This window comes from Nocardiopsis baichengensis YIM 90130 (assembly GCF_000341205.1).
Taxonomy (GTDB): Bacteria; Actinomycetota; Actinomycetes; order Streptosporangiales; family Streptosporangiaceae; genus Nocardiopsis_A; species Nocardiopsis_A halophila.
In genome coordinates this window covers 221,877-239,502 of record NZ_ANAS01000019.1, presented here as the reverse complement: position 1 = coordinate 239,502, position 17,626 = coordinate 221,877, and the positions used below count along the sequence as shown (strand labels likewise).

The following is a 17,626-nucleotide window of genomic DNA, read 5'->3' as shown; positions in this document are numbered from 1 at the left end:
GTGTTCGCGGTTATTCACCGCGGGCCTTGGCCACGATCTCTTCCTGCACGCTCGAGGGAACCTCGGCGTAGGAGTCGAAGACCATGGTGAAGTTGGCCCGGCCCTGCGTCCGACTGCGCAGGTCCCCCACGTAGCCGAACATCTCCGACAGGGGCACCTGAGCCTTGACGACCCGGCTGCCTCCGCGCTCCTCCATGGACTGGATCTGACCGCGGCGGCTGTTCAGGTCACCGACCACGTCGCCCATGTACTCCTCGGGCGTCGTGACCTCCACCGCCATGACCGGCTCCAGGATGACCGGCTTCGCCCGGCGGGCGGCGTCCTTGAACGCCATGGAACCGGCGACCTTGAAGGCGAGCTCGGAGGAGTCCACGTCGTGGTACTGGCCGTCCTGCAGGGTCACCTTGACCCCGACGATCGGGTACCCGGCGAGGACGCCGAACTCGGCGGCCTCCTGGCAGCCCGCGTCCACCGACGGGATGTACTCCCGCGGGATGCGGCCACCGGTGATGTTGTTGACGAACTCGTAACCGGCGCTGTCACCGTCACCGTCGGCCGCGAGCGGCTCCAGGTCGATGATGACGCGACCGAACTGGCCCGAGCCACCCGTCTGCTTCTTGTGGGTGTACTCGACCTTCTCGATCTTCTTCCGGACGGTCTCGCGGTAGGCGACCTGGGGACGGCCGATGTTGGCCTCGACCTTGAACTCGTCCCGCAGCCGGTTGACCTGGACCTCGAGCTGGAGCTCGCCCATGCCGGACACGATGGTCTGGCCGGTCTCCTCGTCGGTCTTGACCTGGAAGGTCGGGTCCTCTTCAGAGAGCCGCTGGATCGCCAGGGACAGCTTCTCCTGGTCGCTCTTGGTCTTGGGCTCGATGGCCACCTCGATGACCGGGACCGGGAAGGTCATGGACTCCAGCACGATCGGGTTCGCCTGCTCGCACAGGGTCTCGCCGGTGGTGGTGTCCTTGAGGCCCATGACGGCGACGATGTCGCCGGCGCCGACGCTCTGGATCTCCTCGCGCTTGTTGGAGTGCATCCGGTAGATCTTGCCGATGCGCTCCTTGCGGCCCTTGAGGCTGTTGAGGACCTGGGTCCCGGCCTCGAGCACGCCCGAGTAGACGCGGATGTAGGTCAGCTTGCCCAGGTGCGGGTCGCTCATGATCTTGAAGACCAGCGCGGAGAAGGGCTCCTCCTGGCTGGGCTTGCGAACGAGCGAACGCTCCTCGGACTCGTCCTTGGGGTCGTGGCCCTGGACGCCGCTGATGTCGGCCGGAGCGGGCAGGTAGGCGACCACCGCGTCGAGCAGGGGCTGCACGCCCTTGTTCTTGAACGCGGAACCACAGGTGACCGGGATCGCGGTGCCGGCGATGGTGGCGCGGCGGATGGCGGGCACGATCTGCTCGATGGTGGGCTCGGTGCCCTCCAGGTAGAGCTCCATGATCTCGTCGTCGGCCTCGGCCAGCGTCTCGATCATGGTGTCGCGCGCCTCGCGGGCGGCGTCGACGTACTCGTCGGGGATCTCGATCGTGTCGTAGGCCTCGCCGAGCTTGGCCTCCGCGTTCCACACGTAGGCCTTCATGCGGACCAGGTCGATGACGCCCTTGAAGTCCGACTCCGCGCCGATCGGCAGCTGAATCGCCATCGGGGTGGCGTTCAGGCGCTCGCGGATCATGTCCACGCAGCGCTGGAACTCCGCGCCGATCTTGTCCATCTTGTTGACGAAGCAGATGCGCGGCACCTCGTACCGGTCGGCCTGGCGCCAGACCTGCTCCGACTGCGGCTCCACGCCCTCCTTGGCGTCGAAGACCGCGACTGCGCCGTCCAGAACACGCAGCGACCGCTCGACCTCGGACGTGAAGTCCACGTGGCCGGGCGTGTCGATGATGTTGATGGTGTAGTCGTCCCAGTGGGTGGTGGTGGCGGCAGAGGTGATCGTGATGCCCCTCTGCTGCTCCTCCTTCATCCAGTCCATCGTGGCGGCGCCGTCGTGGACCTCGCCCACCTTGTGGGTCACACCGGTGTAGAACAGGATCCGCTCAGTCGTCGTGGTCTTGCCCGCGTCGATATGAGCCATGATCCCGATGTTGCGGACCTTGGCAAGGTCAAGAGCGGTGGTAGCCATGTGGCTCGTCTCTCTCGGTCTCAGGTATCGAGTAGACCGCGGGGATTACCAGCGGTAGTGAGCGAAGGCCTTGTTGGACTCCGCCATCTTGTGCGTGTCCTCACGCCGCTTGACGCTGGCGCCGAGCCCGTTGCTCGCGTCGACCAGCTCGTTCATCAGGCGCTCGGTCATGGTCTTCTCGCGGCGCTGGCGCGAGTAGGTGACGAGCCAGCGCAGGGCGAGGGTGGTGCTCCGGGAGGCGCGGACCTCGACCGGGACCTGGTAGGTGGCACCGCCGACGCGCCGGCTGCGGACCTCGAGGGAGGGCTTGACGTTGTCCAGCGCACGCTTGAGGACGACCAGGGGCTCCTGACCGGTCTTCTCCTGCGCGCCGTCCAGCGCCCCGTAGACGATGTGCTGGGCGAGGGAACGCTTGCCGTCCAGCAGCACCTTGTTGATCAGTGCGGTGACGAGCGGCGATCCGTGGACCGGGTCGGTGATCAGCTGGCGCTTCGGCGCCGGGCCCTTGCGCGGCATGCTTACTTCTCCTTCTTAGCGCCGTAACGGCTGCGCGCCTGCTTGCGGTTACGGACGCCCTGCGTGTCGAGCGAACCGCGGACGATCCGGTAGCGGACACCCGGCAGGTCCTTCACACGGCCGCCGCGCACGAGCACGATGGAGTGCTCCTGCAGGTTGTGGCCGATGCCGGGGATGTAGGCCGTGACCTCGATCCCGCTGCTCAGCTTCACACGGGCGACCTTGCGCAGCGCGGAGTTCGGCTTCTTGGGCGTAGTGGTGTAAACACGCGTGCACACACCACGACGCTGCGGACTCCCCTTCAGCGCCGGGGTCTTATTCTTTGCGACCTTGTCCTGTCGGCCCTTGCGGACCAGCTGCTGGATGGTGGGCACCGCGTCTCCGTCTTCCTCGTGACCTACGCCGGTTCTCGTAGCCTTGTCGCTATCGACCTGCTGGATTTCCCGTTCCCCCCGACCCCCGCATCCGGGCGTGTCGGGCTCTGTCCCGGGGACGGCCGACACCGAATACGCCCGACCTGGCGGTCGAATGTCATGGGAGGAGGTGTCACGCGGCGCCGGACTCGCGACCGGCCCCGAAGGGCGGCGCGACGAGCGCACGCGCTGTGACCCGTTGGCTCACGGGCACGAAGGTCAAGGGTACCGAAGGGGTTGTGCCCGGTCAAAACGGGTCCGGCCCCTCGGGTACCGCTGTTCCTCGGACCTCATATCAGCCGTAGGTCGTCTCCCAGTGTAACGACCCCCGGGCAGTGCTCGGGCGCATTATCGGACCGCGGCCCCCCTGATGTGCGCACCGCCGCACCGGTGCGACCGGGATCACCCCCGGCCCCGCGCGGTCGGCGCCCGGACCGGGCGCCGACCGCGCCGCCGCTCCGACGGCCCCTAAAGCAGCAGGAAGGCCGCCGCCGCGACCGCCTCGACGAGGAACAGCCCCAGGCCGACCCAGCCCAGGATCGTCCCGGTGCGCGCCTGGCCCTCGCCCTCGTACTCCCCGCGCGAGGAGCGGATCCGGCGCACGGCGCGCGGACCGACGATGACGGCCGCGATCGAGGTGAACAGGCCGATGCCGGGGACCAGGCCGATGACGCCGAGCCACATCGCGGCGGCGGCGCCGGTGTCCGGCTCGGCCCACACGTCGTCGATGCCGTCGTAGCCCGGGTAGTCGTCTCCGGCGTTCCCGCCGGGCGGGCGGTCGCCGAAGCCGGGGAACTCCTCGGCCAGCCGGTCCCGCCGGCCGCGCCGCCCGGCGCCGCCGCCGTCCTGGACGCGCCCGTCGTCGTGCCCGTAGCCGTCGTCGTAAGCGCCGTCGTAGGCGCCGTCGTAGCCGTCGTGCCCGGGGCCGCCCTGTTCGTAGGCGCCGTACCCTTCGGGCCCTTCGTCATAGGCGCCGTCGTAGCGCCGGTCCGAGCGGCCGTGCTCCGGGTACCCCTGCTCCGGGTACCCCTGCTCCGAAAGGGCCGTGGCCGCCGGATCGGTCCCCCACTGCTGCGGGGTGCCGAGCGGATCGTCACGGCCCACCGAGGGCATCGCCTGCGTCCCCTCGAAGGACGGGCCCTGGGCCCCCTCCGAGCCCCAGGCACCCGGCACCTGAGCCGGACCCGAACCGTACTCCTCATCACCCGAAGGCGCCGGCCCCCACCGCTGCGGGCCGCCGAGCGGGTCCGGCGTGCCGAGCGGGTCCGGGGTGCCGAGCGGATCGTCACGGCCCACCGAGGGCATCGCCTGCGTCCCCTCGAAGGACGGGCCCTGGGCCCCCTCCGAGCCCCAGGCACCCGGCACCTGAGCCGGACCCGAACCGTACTCCTCATCACCCGAAGGCGCCGATCCCCACTGCTGCGGGCCGCCCCACCGGTCCTCGGCGGGGGCCTCGCCGTAGGCCTCCTCCGCCTCCCGGGCCGAACGCTGCTGCGCGGCGATCGACCCGAGCGGGTCCGACGGGTCCAGGCCGTCCGCCGGGGGCCGAACCGGGTCGGGGCCCTGCGGCTTCTGCGGCTCCTGCGGGGGCGGCGCGGCACGGCCGGCCCACGGGCCTCCGGGGGCGAGCGGGTCGTAGTCGCCGTACCCGCCCTGTTCCCGGAGGGACGGGTCCTGCGGCGCCGGTTCCTGCGGGTAGGGCTCCTGCCGGAAGGCGTCCTGCCGGTAGGCGTCCTGCCGGTAGGTGTCCTGCGGGATATAGGGCTCCCGGGCGGACTCCTGCTCGGACCGGCGGCGCTCCTCGGCGCGCAGCGCGGCGTCGCGCACGTCCGTGGGCAGGTCGTAGTCGTCCCTGCTGAACGCCCACGTGTTGCCGCTTCCGGTGCCCAGGCCGCCGTGGCCCGCTCCCCCGTCGTTCGGAGGCTGTGCCGGAGCCGGAGCCGGTTCCGGGGCAGGGGCAGGGGCGGACGCGGCGTTCGGCGGCTCCCCCGAACCGCCGAACGCCCACGTGTTCCCGCTCGGACCACTGCTCAGACCACTGCTCGGAGCCGCCTGCTCGGGCGGCAGGTGCGGCTGCGGACCCGACAGGGGGGCGTTCCCGGGCGCGCCGGACGGTCCTTCCCCGTGACCGTCCGACTCCCCCGGGCCGGGGGCCGCGCTCGGCCACCCGCCGCCGGTGAACGCCGCGGGCGCCCCGGCTCCGCCGTCGGTGCCGTCGGTGCCGTCGGTGCCGTCGGTGCCGTCGGCGCCGTCGCCGCCCCCGTCGGCCGGGGGCGCGGCCGAGGCCGCGGACGGCCAGGCGCCGGTCTCCACGTTCCACACCGGCGCCTCGGGCTCGGGCGACGGCTCGGCCTCCGGCTCGGGGCGCGGCGGCTGCCGCGGGCCGTCCGGGGCGGTGCCGAAGGAGGCCGCGGACGGCCAGGCGCCCGACCCCGGCTCCACGCCGTCGGGGCGCTCGGGCGCCGGGGGCGCCTCGGCCTCGGGCGTGTACGGCCGGCCCACCGGTGCACCGGTGGGCGGCGGCATCGGCGGCGGTGCGGGCGCATCGCCCGCGAGCGGGCCGTCCAGGGCCGACGGGTAGGGCTCGGCCATCGGCGGGCGCTGCCCGCCGGTGCTCGGGTAGCCGGTGCTCGGGTAGCCGCCGCCGGCCGGGAACACCCCGGTCGGCCGGTCGGAACCGCCCGGCGCATCCGGTGCGCCCGGTGCGCCCGGTGCGCCCGGTGCCCCCGGTTCCTGGGCCTCGCCGCCCTCCTCGTAGGGGTCCTGGTAGCCGGCCTGGGTGCGGTACCGGTCGCCGCTGGGCGTGAACCACGAGCCCGCGTCGTCCGCGGGCCGAGACTCCTCGTCGGGCGGTCGGTACCGCCCTCCCCCGTTGTCCGTCACTGGTCCTCGTTCTCCCGACCGCGCATGTGCGCTCGACTCCCCTGACAGATCCGCGCGGACCCGGCGGGCCCAGCGGACACAGCGAACGGCGGCAGCCCATCCCGCGCGGGATGGGCCACCGCCGTCACCGGATCGGTCAACCGATCTCTCCGAACTCCGTCCCGCCGGGGCGGGATCCGGCCCTACCGGTTGTAGGGCCCGAAGTCGTACTCCTCCAGCGGCACCGCTTCACCGGTGCCCTGGCCGAACGTGTACTCGCTGGGCTCCTCGTAGCCCGCGACCGAGTACATGGAGGCCTTGGCCTCCTCGGTCGGCTCGACCCGGACGTTGCGGTACTGCGGCATACCGGTACCGGCCGGGATGAGCTTACCGATGATGACGTTCTCCTTGAGGCCCACCAGCGGGTCGCTCTTGCCGTGGATGGCGTTCTCGGTGAGCACCCGGGTGGTCTCCTGGAAGGAGGCCGCCGACAGCCACGACTCGGTGGCCAGCGAGGCCTTGGTGATGCCCAGCAGGACCGGGCGGCCGGCGGCGGGCTGACCGCCTTCGGCCACCACCTGGCGGTTGACCGACTCGAACTTGGGCCGGTCCACCATCTCGCCGGGCAGCAGCTCGGTGTCGCCCGACTCCAGGATGTTCACCCGCTTGAGCATCTGCCGCACGATGATCTCGATGTGCTTGTCGTGGATCGAGACGCCCTGCGACTTGTAGACCTCCTGCACCTCGTTGACCAGGTGCTGCTGCACCGCGCGCGGGCCCTGGATGCGGAGCACCTCGTGCGGGTTGATCGCGCCCTGGATGAGCTGCTGGCCCACGGTGACGTGCGAGCCCTCCTCCACCAGGAGCTGGGCGCGCATCGGCACCGGGTAGGAGATCTCGTCCGAGCCGTCGTTCGGGATCAGGATGATCTTCCGGCTCTTCTCGGTCTCCTCGATGCGGATCCGCCCGTCGAGCTCGGCGATGGGCGCCACACCCTTGGGGATGCGGGCCTCGAAGAGCTCGGTGACACGCGGCAGACCGTGGGTGATGTCCTGGCCGGCCGAACCGCCCATGTGGAAGGTCCGCATGGTCAGCTGGGTGCCGGGCTCACCGATGGACTGCGCCGCGATGATGCCGATCGCCTCACCGACGTCCACCGGCTTGCCGGTGGCCATGGAGCGGCCGTAGCAGGCGCTGCACACGCCGATCTTGGCCTCGCAGGTGAGCGAGGAGCGCACGCGCACCCGCTCCACGCCGGCCTCGACCAGCTTGTCGATGACGCCCTCGGAGGTGTCGGTGCCCGCGGGCAGCAGCACCTCGCCGTCGACCACGACGTCCTCGGCGATGGTCCGGCCGAAGCCGGTGTTCTCCACGTTGTGCTTGCGCACCACGGTGCCGGCGGCGTTCTTCTCGCCGACCTCGTGCCAGAGCGAGCGGTCGGTGTGGCAGTCGACCTCGCGGACGATGACGTCCTGGGCCACGTCCACCAGGCGCCGGGTGAGGTACCCGGAGTCGGCGGTGCGCAGCGCCGTGTCCGCCAGGCCCTTGCGCTGGCCGTGCGTGGAGATGAAGTACTCCAGCACCGACAGGCCCTCGCGGTAGGAGGCCTTGATCGGACGCGGGATCGTCTCACCCTTGGTGTTGGAGACCAGGCCGCGGATACCGGCGATCTGGCGGACCTGCATCGGGTTGCCTCGGGCACCCGACTGGACCATCATCCACACCGGGTTGTCGGCGGGGAAGTTGTCCTCCATCTCCTTGGCGACGTCGTTGGTCGCCTTGGTCCAGATCTCGGTGAGCTCCTGGCGGCGCTCGTCGTCGGTGATCAGACCGCGGTCGTACTCGCGCTGGATCTTGTCCGCCTGGCGCTCGTAGGACTCCATGATCTCGTCCTTGCGCGGCGGCGTGAGCACGTCCCCGATGCCGATGGTCAGCCCGGAGCGGGTGGCCCACTTGTAGCCGGCGTCCTTGAAGGCGTCCAGCGTGGTGGCCACCTGCACCTTGGGGTAGTTCTCCGCCAGCTCGTTGACCAGCGCCGAGACCTGCTTCTTGCCCACCTGGTAGTTGACGAACGGGTAGTCCGCCGGGGTGGTCTCGTTGAACAGGTACCGGCCCAGGGTCGTCTGGAGCATGTAGGGCTCGCCGGGGACGTGGCCCTCGGGGGCCTCCCAGTCGGCCGGCGGCACCACGTCGCCGGGCACCCGCAGCCGCACCATGGCCTGCAGGTCCAGCTCCCCGCCGTCGTAGGCCATGATGGCCTCGGACGGGCTGCTGTAGGCCTGGCCCTCGCCCTTGCCGCCCTCCTTGAGGGTGGTCAGGTAGTACAGCCCGATGATCATGTCCTGGGTGGGCATGGTGACGGGCTTGCCGTCGGAGGGCTTGAGGATGTTGTTGGTGGCCAGCATCAGCAGCCGCGCCTCGGCCTGGGCCTCGGCGGACAGCGGCAGGTGGACCGCCATCTGGTCGCCGTCGAAGTCGGCGTTGAAGGCGGTGCACACCAGCGGGTGGATCTGGATGGCCTTGCCCTCGACCAGCTGCGGCTCGAAGGCCTGGATGCCCAGGCGGTGCAGCGTGGGCGCACGGTTGAGCAGCACCGGGTGCTCGGTGATGACCTCTTCGAGGACGTCCCAGACCACCGGGCGGGACCGCTCCACCATCCGCTTGGCGCTCTTGATGTTCTGCGCGTGGTTCAGGTCGACCAGGCGCTTCATCACGAACGGCTTGAACAGCTCCAGCGCCATCTGCTTGGGCAGGCCGCACTGGTGCAGCTTGAGCGTGGGGCCGACGACGATGACCGAACGGCCGGAGTAGTCGACGCGCTTGCCCAGCAGGTTCTGCCGGAACCGGCCCTGCTTGCCCTTGAGCATGTCGGACAGCGACTTCAGCGGACGGTTGCCCGGCCCGGTGACCGGGCGGCCGCGGCGGCCGTTGTCGAACAGCGCGTCGACGGCCTCCTGCAGCATCCGCTTCTCGTTGTTGACGATGATCTCGGGAGCGCCCAGGTCGAGCAGGCGCTTGAGCCGGTTGTTCCGGTTGATGACCCGGCGGTACAGGTCGTTCAGGTCGGAGGTGGCGAACCGCCCGCCGTCCAGCTGGACCATGGGGCGCAGGTCCGGCGGGATCACCGGGACGCAGTCGAGCACCATGCCCATCGGGCTGTTGCGGGTGTTCAGGAACGCCGAGACGACCTTGAGCCGCTTGAGGGCGCGGGCCTTCTTCTGGCCCTTGCCGCTGCGGATGGTCTCGCGCAGCTTCTCGGCCTCGGCGTCGAGGTCGAAGTTGGCAAGGCGCTCCTGGATGGCCTGGGCGCCCATGCCGCCGCGGAAGTACTTGCCGAAGCGGTCCCGCATCTCGCGGTAGAGCATCTCGTCGCCCTCAAGGTCCTGGACCTTCAGGCCCTTGAAGCGGTTCCAGACCTCGTCGAGGCGGTCGATCTCGCGCTGCACGCGGTCGCGGATCTGGCGCATCTCGCGCTCGGCCGACTCGCGGACCTTGCGCCGCGCGTCGCCCTTGGCGCCCTGCTCCTCCAGCTCGGCCAGGTCGGCCTCGAGCTTCTTGTGCCGCTCCTCGACCTGGGAGTCGCGGCGCTGCTCCAGGTGCCGGCGCTCGACCGAGACCTGGGCCTCCAGGGAGGCCAGGTCGCGCTCGCGGGCCTCGTTGTCCACCCACGTCACCATGTAGGCGGCGAAGTAGATGATCTTCTCGAGGTCCTTGGGGGCCAGGTCCAGCAGGTAGCCCAGGCGGCTGGGAACGCCCTTGAAGTACCAGATGTGGGTCACGGGAGCGGCCAGCTCGATGTGGCCCATGCGCTCGCGGCGCACCTTGGCCCGGGTGACCTCGACACCGCAGCGCTCGCAGATGATGCCCTTGAAGCGGACCCGCTTGTACTTACCGCAGTAGCACTCCCAGTCCCGGGTCGGGCCGAAGATCTTCTCGCAGAAGAGCCCGTCCTTCTCCGGCTTCAGGGTGCGGTAGTTGATCGTCTCCGGCTTCTTGACCTCACCGTGCGACCACTGGCGGATGTCGTCGGCCGTGGCCAGGCCGATGCGCAGCTCGTCGAAGAAATTGACGTCGAGCACTTAATTCGTCCCCTGCTCTCGAAGCTTGCGGAAGTCAGACCTCTTCGACGCTGCTCGGCTCGCGCCGACCCAGGTCGATACCCAGTTCTTCCGCCGCACGGAAGACGTCCTCGTCGGTGTCTCGCATCTCGATGGACATACCGTCACTGGACAGCACCTCCACGTTCAGGCAGAGCGACTGCATCTCCTTGATGAGCACCTTGAAGGACTCGGGGATGCCGGGCTCCGGGATGTTCTCGCCCTTGACGATGGCCTCGTACACCTTCACGCGGCCCAGGACGTCGTCGGACTTGATGGTGAGCAGCTCCTGCAGCGCGTACGCGGCCCCGTAGGCCTCCAGCGCCCAGACCTCCATCTCTCCGAAGCGCTGCCCGCCGAACTGCGCCTTGCCGCCCAGCGGCTGCTGGGTGATCATCGAGTACGGACCGGTGGAACGGGCGTGGATCTTGTCGTCCACCAGGTGGTGCAGCTTCAGGAAGTAGGTGTAGCCCACCGCGATCGGCTCGTCGAACGGCTCACCGGTGCGGCCGTCGTAGAGCACGGCCTTGCCGTCGGCGTTGATGAGGCGGTCGCCGTCGCTGTTGGGGAGCACCGCCTGGAGCAGGCCGGTGATCTCGTCCTCGCGCAGGCCGTCGAAGACCGGGGTGGCCACGGTGCTGCCCGGGGGGACCTCCCCCGCGCCGATGGCGCGCAGCCGCTGCTTCCACTCCTCGGGCCCGTCGTCGACCTGCCAGCCGTTGGCCGCCATCCAGCCCAGGTGGATCTCCATGATCTGGCCGACGTTCATCCGGCCGGGCACGCCCAGCGGGTTGAGGACGATGTCGACCGGGGTGCCGTCCTCCATGAACGGCATGTCCTCCTGCGGCAGGATCTTGGCGATGACGCCCTTGTTGCCGTGGCGGCCGGCCAGCTTGTCGCCGTCGGTGATCTTGCGCTTCTGCGCCACGTAGACGCGGACCAGCTCGTTGACGCCGGGCGGCAGCTCGTCGCCCTCCTCGCGGCTGAACACGCGCACGCCGATGACCTTGCCGGACTCGCCGTGCGGCACCTTCAGGGAGGTGTCGCGGACCTCGCGGGCCTTCTCACCGAAGATGGCGCGCAGCAGGCGCTCCTCCGGGGTCAGCTCGGTCTCGCCCTTGGGGGTGACCTTGCCGACCAGGATGTCGCCGTCGACGACCTCGGCGCCGATCCGGATGATGCCGCGGTCGTCCAGGTCGGCGAGGACCTCCTCGCTGACGTTGGGGATCTCGCGGGTGATCTCCTCCGGGCCCAGCTTGGTGTCGCGGGCGTCGACCTCGTGCTCCTCGATGTGGATCGAGGACATGACGTCGTCCTGGACCAGCCGCTGGGACAGCACGATGGCGTCCTCGTAGTTGTGGCCCTCCCAGGACATGTACGCCACGAGCAGGTTCTTGCCCAGCGACATCTCGCCCTGGTCGGTCGAGGGGCCGTCGGCCAGGACCTGGCCCGCCTCGACCCGGACGCCCTCGTCGACGACCGGGCGCTGGTTGAAGCAGGTGCCCTGGTTGCTGCGGCGGAACTTGCCCAGGCGGTAGGTCTTGCGGCCGCCCTCGTCGTCCATGACCGTGATGTAGTCGGCGGTCACGTCCTCGACCACGCCGGCCTTCTCGGCCAGCACCACGTCGCCGGCGTCGGTGGCGGCGCGGTACTCCATGCCGGTGCCGACCTTCGGCGCCTCGGCGCGCAGCAGCGGCACCGCCTGGCGCTGCATGTTGGAGCCCATGAGCGCGCGGTTGGCGTCGTCGTGCTCCAGGAACGGGATCATCGCCGTGGCGACGGAGACCATCTGGCGCGGGGAGACGTCCATGAAGGACACCTCGCCGCCGGCGACGGCCTCGAACTCGCCGCCCTTGGTGCGCGCGAGCACCCGGGACTCGCTGAACGTGCCGTCGGCCTCCACCTGGGTGTTGGCCTGGGCGATGACGTAGCGGTCCTCCTCGTCGGCGGTCAGGTAGACCACCTCCTCGGTGACCCGCCCGTCGACGACCCTGCGGTAGGGCGTCTCGACGAAGCCGAAGGAGTTGACCCGCCCGTAGCCGGCCAGCGAGCCGATCAGGCCGATGTTCGGGCCTTCCGGCGTCTCGATGGGGCACATGCGGCCGTAGTGCGACGGGTGGACGTCGCGGACCTCGAAGCCCGCGCGCTCACGGGACAGACCGCCCGGGCCCAGCGCCGAGAGGCGGCGCTTGTGGGTCAGCCCGGCCAGCGGGTTGGTCTGGTCCATGAACTGCGACAGCTGGCTGGTGCCGAAGAACTCCTTGATGGAGGCGACGACCGGCCGGATGTTGATCAGCGTCTGCGGCGTGATCGCCTCGACGTCCTGGGTGGTCATGCGCTCGCGGACGACGCGCTCCATCCGGGCCAGGCCCAGCCGGACCTGGTTCTGGATGAGCTCGCCGACCGTGCGCAGGCGCCGGTTGCCGAAGTGGTCGATGTCGTCGGTCTCGATCGGCCGCTCGCCGATCGCGGTGTCCATCGACTCCTCGCCGGCGTGCAGCCGCACCAGGTAGTCGACCGTGGCGACGATGTCGTCCTCGGTCAGGGTGCCCTGGGTGAAGTCCGTGTCCAGCCCGAGCTTCTTGTTGATCTTGTAGCGGCCGACCTTGGCCAGGTCGTAGCGCTTGGGGTTGAAGTACAGGTTCTCCAGCAGGGCCTGCGCCGACTCCTTCGTCGGGGGCTCCCCCGGGCGCAGCTTGCGGTAGATGTCCAGCAGCGCGTCGTCGGTGCCGGCCGTGGGGTCCTTCTCCAGCGTGTTGCGGATGGACTCGTAGTGGCCGAAGCGCTCCAGGATCTGGTCGGTGGTCCAGCCGAGCGCCTTGAGCAGCACGGTGACCGCCTGCTTGCGCTTGCGGTCGATGCGGACGCCGACGAAGTCGCGCTTGTCGACCTCGAACTCCAGCCACGCGCCGCGGGACGGGATGACCTTGCAGCCGAACAGGTCCTTGTCGGAGGTCTTGTCGACCTGCCGGTCGAAGTACACGCCCGGAGAGCGGACCAGCTGCGAGACGACGACACGCTCGGTGCCGTTGATGATGAAGGTGCCCTTGACGGTCATGAGCGGGAAGTCGCCCATGAAGACCGTCTGGCTCTTGATCTCGCCGGTGTCGTTGTTGATGAACTCCGCGGTGACGAACATCGGCGCGGAGTACGTCATGTCCTTGTCCTTGCACTCCTCTTCGGAGTACTTGGGCGGCTCGAACCGATGGTCGCGAAACGACAGCGACATCGTGCCCGAGAAGTCCTCGATCGGACTGATCTCCTCGAAGATCTCTTCGAGACCGGACTGCTCCGGAACGTCCTTGCGGCCCGCCTCGAGGGCGGCCTCGACTCGGGCGCGCCACTTCTCGTTGCCCAGCAGCCAGTCGAAGGACTCGGTCTGCAGCGCGAGAAGGTCGGGGACCTCGAGCGGTTCGTGGATGCGGGCGAACGAAACGCGGTTCGGACCAAGGGCGTTAGCGGAGGCGTTGCGCGAGGCTGCCAACAGGGGTCCTTCCGAAGGCTTGTGGCGGTTGATGCGCGCGCACGCCGGACGACCCGGGTCGTTGTTCGATGGGGGAAGCCTCCGGGGCTCCCGGTGGCCTCCGCCGTCGAGGTGGCACGTGCAGTCGGTGGGCCGAGACCACGGGTGATCAGGGCGCGGAACGCACGGACACCGGCACAGGGGTCGTCAAAGGGCAGCGCAAAAGGGCAGTGTAGCCGAATACTACACCGCTGTCCAACCGCATCCCCCGGAGTCAGTCACGACACCACGCAGCATCGCTCCCTCAGGCGGATCCGTCAAGCCCGGAGGGGCCTGGCGGCCTCGCCCGATGCCCGTGAGAGGTCCCACAGGACAGGGCGGGTGTGAGGGAGGAGACATCGGGGAAGGAATCTTCACTTCCAAGGGTCGGTCGAACGCGGGCAAAGAGCGGCGGCGACGGGCGGCGCGGAGGCGCGCCCGGTGGAACGAGGAAGGCCGCCCCGGTGTTCCGGGACGGCCTCCCTGCGGCGCGGCGGCCCCGCGTGCGGGGCGGCCGCTCGGCCCTACTTGAGGGTGACGGTGGCGCCGGCGCCCTCCAGGGCCTCCTTGGCCTTGTCGGCGTTCTCCTTGTTGACGCCCTCCATCAGCGGCTTGGGGGCGTTGTCGACCAGGTCCTTGGCCTCCTTCAGGCCCAGGCTGGTGAGGCCGCGGACCTCCTTGATGACCTGGATCTTCTTGTCGCCGGCCGACTCGAGGATGACGTCGAACTCGTCCTTCTCCTCCTCCTCGGCGGCACCGGCGTCGCCGGCACCCGGGGCGGCGGCGACGACGGCGGCCGGAGCGGCGGCCTCGACGTCGAACTTCTCCTCGAACAGCTTGACGAACTCGGAGAGCTCGAGAAGGGTCATCTCCTCGAAGGCGCCGAGGAGCTCTTCGTTGCTGAGCTTCGCCATGATTGCGATCTCTCTTTCTTCCCGAACACGCGCGCCCCTCGGCGCCGTGCCATGGTCGTCTTAGGCCTCGTCCGACTTCTTGTCCTGCAGCGCCTGCGCGAGGCGAGCGAACTTGAGCGGGAGGGCCTCGAACGTGGCGGCGGCCTGGCCCTGCTTGGCCTTGAGGGCGCCCGCCAGCTTCGCGAGGATGACCTCGCGGGACTCAAGGTCGGCCAGCTTGGTGATCTCTTCGGGGCCCATCGTCTTGCCGTCGATGTAGCCGCCCTTGATCACCAGAGGCGGGTTCTCCTTCGCGAAGTCACGCAGGCCCTTGGCCGCCTCGACCACGTCACCGCGGACGAAGGCGATGGCCGACGGCCCCTCGAACATCTCGAGGGCCTTCTCGTCAAGGTCGGCCTCCTTGGCCGCGATCTTGCCGAGGGTGTTCTTCACGACGCGGAACCGCGCGTTCTGGCCGAGGCTGCGGCGCAGCTTGCCCATCTGCGCCACACTGAGCCCCCGGTATTCGGCAAGCACGGCGCCCTGGGAGCTCGTGAACTCCTCGGTGAGCTCGGCGACCGCGGCTGCCTTATCCGGCCTCGCCATGGGACTCCTTCCAACAGTGAACGCCGGGGGTTCCAGGGACCTGGGCGAGGCGGGCGGGCGCGGCATGAAAAAAGCCCCGGCGCAGGGGCGCGGGGCACGACCGAGGACGCACGGATCCGGGGATCGCGCACACGTATCGGAAGAGCTCACATCACACCTGCGCAGGCCGCCCGACCTCGTCGGGACCTTGGGCCGCCCTGAGGGCGGCGACCGGCGGTCTTCGGCACTCACCATCTTAGGGCATCCGGAAAGCGCCCCGGCACGTGCGCCGGAAGATGTGGGCGGAGGCACACCGGCGCGGGCCGGGGACCGGGCGGCACGACCGGGGGAAACGGCTGGGCCCCGGACCGCACGCGGTCCGGGGCCCAGAGCAGGGGGCCGAGGCTACTCGGCGGCGACGCGGGTCACCGACGGGTCGACCGGGATGCCCGGGCCCATCGTGGTGGTGATGTTCGCGGTCTTGATGTAGCGCCCCTTGGCGGCCGACGGCTTGAGCCGCAGGACCTCCTCCAGGGCGGCGGCGTAGTTCTCCGCCAGCTGCTCCTCGGCGAAGGAGGCCTTGCCGATGATGAAGTGCAGGTTGCTGTGCCGGTCGACACGGAACTCGATCTTGCCGCCCTTGATGTCGGACACGGCCTTGGCCACGTCCGGGGTGACCGTCCCGGTCTTGGGGTTGGGCATCAGGCCGCGGGGGCCCAGAACCCGGCCCAGGCGGCCGACCTTGCCCATCAGGTCCGGCGTGGCCACCACGGCGTCGAAGTCGAGGAAGCCGTTCTGGATCTCCTGCACCAGGTCGTCGTCTCCGACGTAGTCGGCGCCCGCGGCACGTGCGGCCTCGGCCTTCTCGCCGGTGGCGAAGACCAGGACCCGAGCGGTCTTACCGGTGCCGTGCGGAAGGTTGACGGTGCCGCGGACCATCTGGTCGGCCTTGCGCGGGTCGACGCCCAGGCGCAGGGCCACCTCGACGGTGGCGTCGAACTTGGCGGTGGAGGTCTCCTTGGCCAGCTTGATCGCGTCGACCGGCCCGTAGAGGCGGTCGCGGTCGACCAGGGAGCTGGCCTTGCGGTGGTTCTTGCTGCGCTTCATGCGGTTCTCCTGACGAGATGTGTGGTGAGCGGGCCGCGCAGGACCCTGCCACGGTCGACGGCGGGGGCTACTTGATCACGAAGCCCATGGAGCGGGCGGTGCCCTCGACGATCTTGCTGGCGGCCTCGACGTCGTCGGTGTTGAGGTCGGGCAGCTTGGTCTGGGCGATCTCGCGGATCTGGTCGGCGCTGATGCTGCCGGCCGTGGTGCGCCCCGGGTCGGTGGAGCCCTTGTCGACGCCGGCGGCCTTCATGATCAGCTTGGGCGCCGGCGGGGTCTTGGTGATGAAGGAGAACGAGCGGTCCTCGTAGATGGTGATCTCTACGGGGATGACGTTCCCGCGCTGGGCTTCGGTCGCAGCGTTGTACTGCTTGCAGAAGTCCATGATGTTGACGCCGTGCGGGCCCAGCGCGGTACCGACGGGCGGGGCCGGGGTGGCCTGGCCCGCGGGCAGCTGAACCTTGACGAGCGCCGCGATCTTCTTCTTCTTCGGAGGCATATCGGGTCCTTTGCCTGATCTGCGTTGCTTCTCGGCCCCTCGGGCGCGCCGGAGGGTGTGCGCAGGGCGCACGGACCGCGCGGAGCGGGGCCGACAGGGGCCCTGCGCTGGGCAGAGCGCGGTGGGTCCGCCCAGAAGGCGGACCCACCAAGTCTACGTGCTCGCGCGGGCGGCGGGGCACGGCCGCCCGCGGTCCGGGCGAGCGGTGCTCAGATCTTGGAGACCTGGTTGAAGCCCAGCTCCACCGGGGTCTCGCGGCCGAAGATGGAGACCAGCACCTTGAGCTTCTGGGTGTCGGGGTTGATCTCGCTGACGGTCGCCGGGAGCGTGGCGAAGGGCCCCTCCATCACGGTGACCGACTCGCCCACCTCGTAGGCGACGTCGCCGCGCGGCTCGGGCCGCTCGCCCTGCTTGGCCTGCTCCGGCTCCTCCTCCGCCTCGGGCGCCAGCAGGTCGGCGACCTCCTGGACGCTCAGCGGCGCCGGCCGGTTGGACAGGCCCACGAAGCCGGTGACGCCCGGGGTGTTGCGGATGGCCGACCACGACTCGTCGGTCAGCTCCATGCGCACCAGGACGTAGCTGGGAAGCACCTTCTCGGTGACCTGCTGCCGCTTGCCGCCCTTGACCTCGGTGACCTCCTGGGTGGGCACCTCGACCTGGAAGATGTAGTCCTCCATGTTGAGCGACTGGGTGCGGCTCTCGACATTGGCCTTCACGCGGTTCTCGTAGCCCGCGTAGGTGTGCACGACGTACCAGTCGCCGGGAAGCAGCCGGAGCTCGATCTTGAACTCCTCGACCGGGTCGAGCCTGGGGGCCTCGTCGGCCTCCCCCTCGGCCTGGGACTCGGCCTCGGGGCCGCCGGAGCCCTCGGCGCCGTCCTCGGCGCCCGGCTCCTGCTGCTCCTCCTCGGCGCGCTGGCCGGCCTCTTCCTCTGACACCTGATCAAGGTCCTCTTCCGGGAGGTCGCCAGAGGTCAGTGGGGACTCGGACACGGCTGCTCTTTCTCTCGTCGGTTACGCCCGCCGGG

11 protein-coding genes are annotated in these 17,626 nt (G+C 69.9%); all 11 read right to left on the bottom strand.

Translation table 11 applies throughout. From position 1 onward, the window contains the following. Window positions 1-10: 10 nt before the first annotated feature. Window positions 11-2,125 carry an elongation factor G gene (gene fusA / locus C892_RS0116355; protein ID WP_017538024.1) on the bottom strand — a complete coding sequence of 705 codons (2,115 nt, stop codon included), beginning with the start codon at window positions 2,123-2,125 and terminating at the stop codon, window positions 11-13. 45 nt (window positions 2,126-2,170) lie between these two features. Beyond that, the gene (gene rpsG / locus C892_RS0116350) at window positions 2,171-2,641 is read right to left on the bottom strand and encodes a 30S ribosomal protein S7 (RefSeq protein WP_017538025.1); all 471 of its coding nucleotides are present in this window, start codon (window positions 2,639-2,641) and stop codon (window positions 2,171-2,173) included. A gap of 2 nt (window positions 2,642-2,643) precedes the next feature. Beyond that, on the bottom strand, window positions 2,644-3,015 hold the full coding sequence (gene rpsL / locus C892_RS0116345) for a 30S ribosomal protein S12 (protein WP_017538026.1): 372 nt from the start codon (window positions 3,013-3,015) through the stop codon (window positions 2,644-2,646). A 507-nt stretch (window positions 3,016-3,522) separates the two neighbouring features. Next, a complete protein-coding gene (locus C892_RS0116340) occupies window positions 3,523-5,937 on the bottom strand; it encodes a DUF4190 domain-containing protein (protein WP_026124404.1) in 2,415 nt (804 codons plus the stop codon). A gap of 182 nt (window positions 5,938-6,119) precedes the next feature. Further along, entirely contained in the window at window positions 6,120-9,995 is a 3,876-nt protein-coding gene (locus C892_RS0116335; protein WP_017538027.1) for a DNA-directed RNA polymerase subunit beta', read from the bottom strand. Window positions 9,996-10,029: 34 nt separating this feature from the next. After that, window positions 10,030-13,497, bottom strand: a complete 3,468-nt coding sequence (gene rpoB / locus C892_RS0116330; protein ID WP_017538028.1) for a DNA-directed RNA polymerase subunit beta — start codon at window positions 13,495-13,497, stop codon at window positions 10,030-10,032. A 542-nt stretch (window positions 13,498-14,039) separates the two neighbouring features. Further along, the gene (gene rplL / locus C892_RS0116325; protein WP_017538029.1) at window positions 14,040-14,429 is read right to left on the bottom strand and encodes a 50S ribosomal protein L7/L12; all 390 of its coding nucleotides are present in this window, start codon (window positions 14,427-14,429) and stop codon (window positions 14,040-14,042) included. Window positions 14,430-14,489: 60 nt separating this feature from the next. After that, window positions 14,490-15,014 carry a 50S ribosomal protein L10 gene (gene rplJ / locus C892_RS0116320; protein WP_017538030.1) on the bottom strand — a complete coding sequence of 175 codons (525 nt, stop codon included), beginning with the start codon at window positions 15,012-15,014 and terminating at the stop codon, window positions 14,490-14,492. A 384-nt stretch (window positions 15,015-15,398) separates the two neighbouring features. After that, complete coding sequence (gene rplA, locus C892_RS0116315; RefSeq protein ID WP_017558075.1) at window positions 15,399-16,100, bottom strand: 50S ribosomal protein L1; 702 nt, start codon at window positions 16,098-16,100, stop codon at window positions 15,399-15,401. Window positions 16,101-16,167: 67 nt separating this feature from the next. Continuing rightward, window positions 16,168-16,599: a 50S ribosomal protein L11 gene (gene rplK, locus C892_RS0116310; protein WP_017538032.1), complete on the bottom strand. Its 432-nt coding sequence runs from the start codon at window positions 16,597-16,599 to the stop codon at window positions 16,168-16,170. A 209-nt stretch (window positions 16,600-16,808) separates the two neighbouring features. Next, on the bottom strand, window positions 16,809-17,591 hold the full coding sequence (nusG, locus tag C892_RS0116305; protein ID WP_026124403.1) for a transcription termination/antitermination protein NusG: 783 nt from the start codon (window positions 17,589-17,591) through the stop codon (window positions 16,809-16,811). Between the last annotated feature and the right edge of the window lie 35 nt (window positions 17,592-17,626).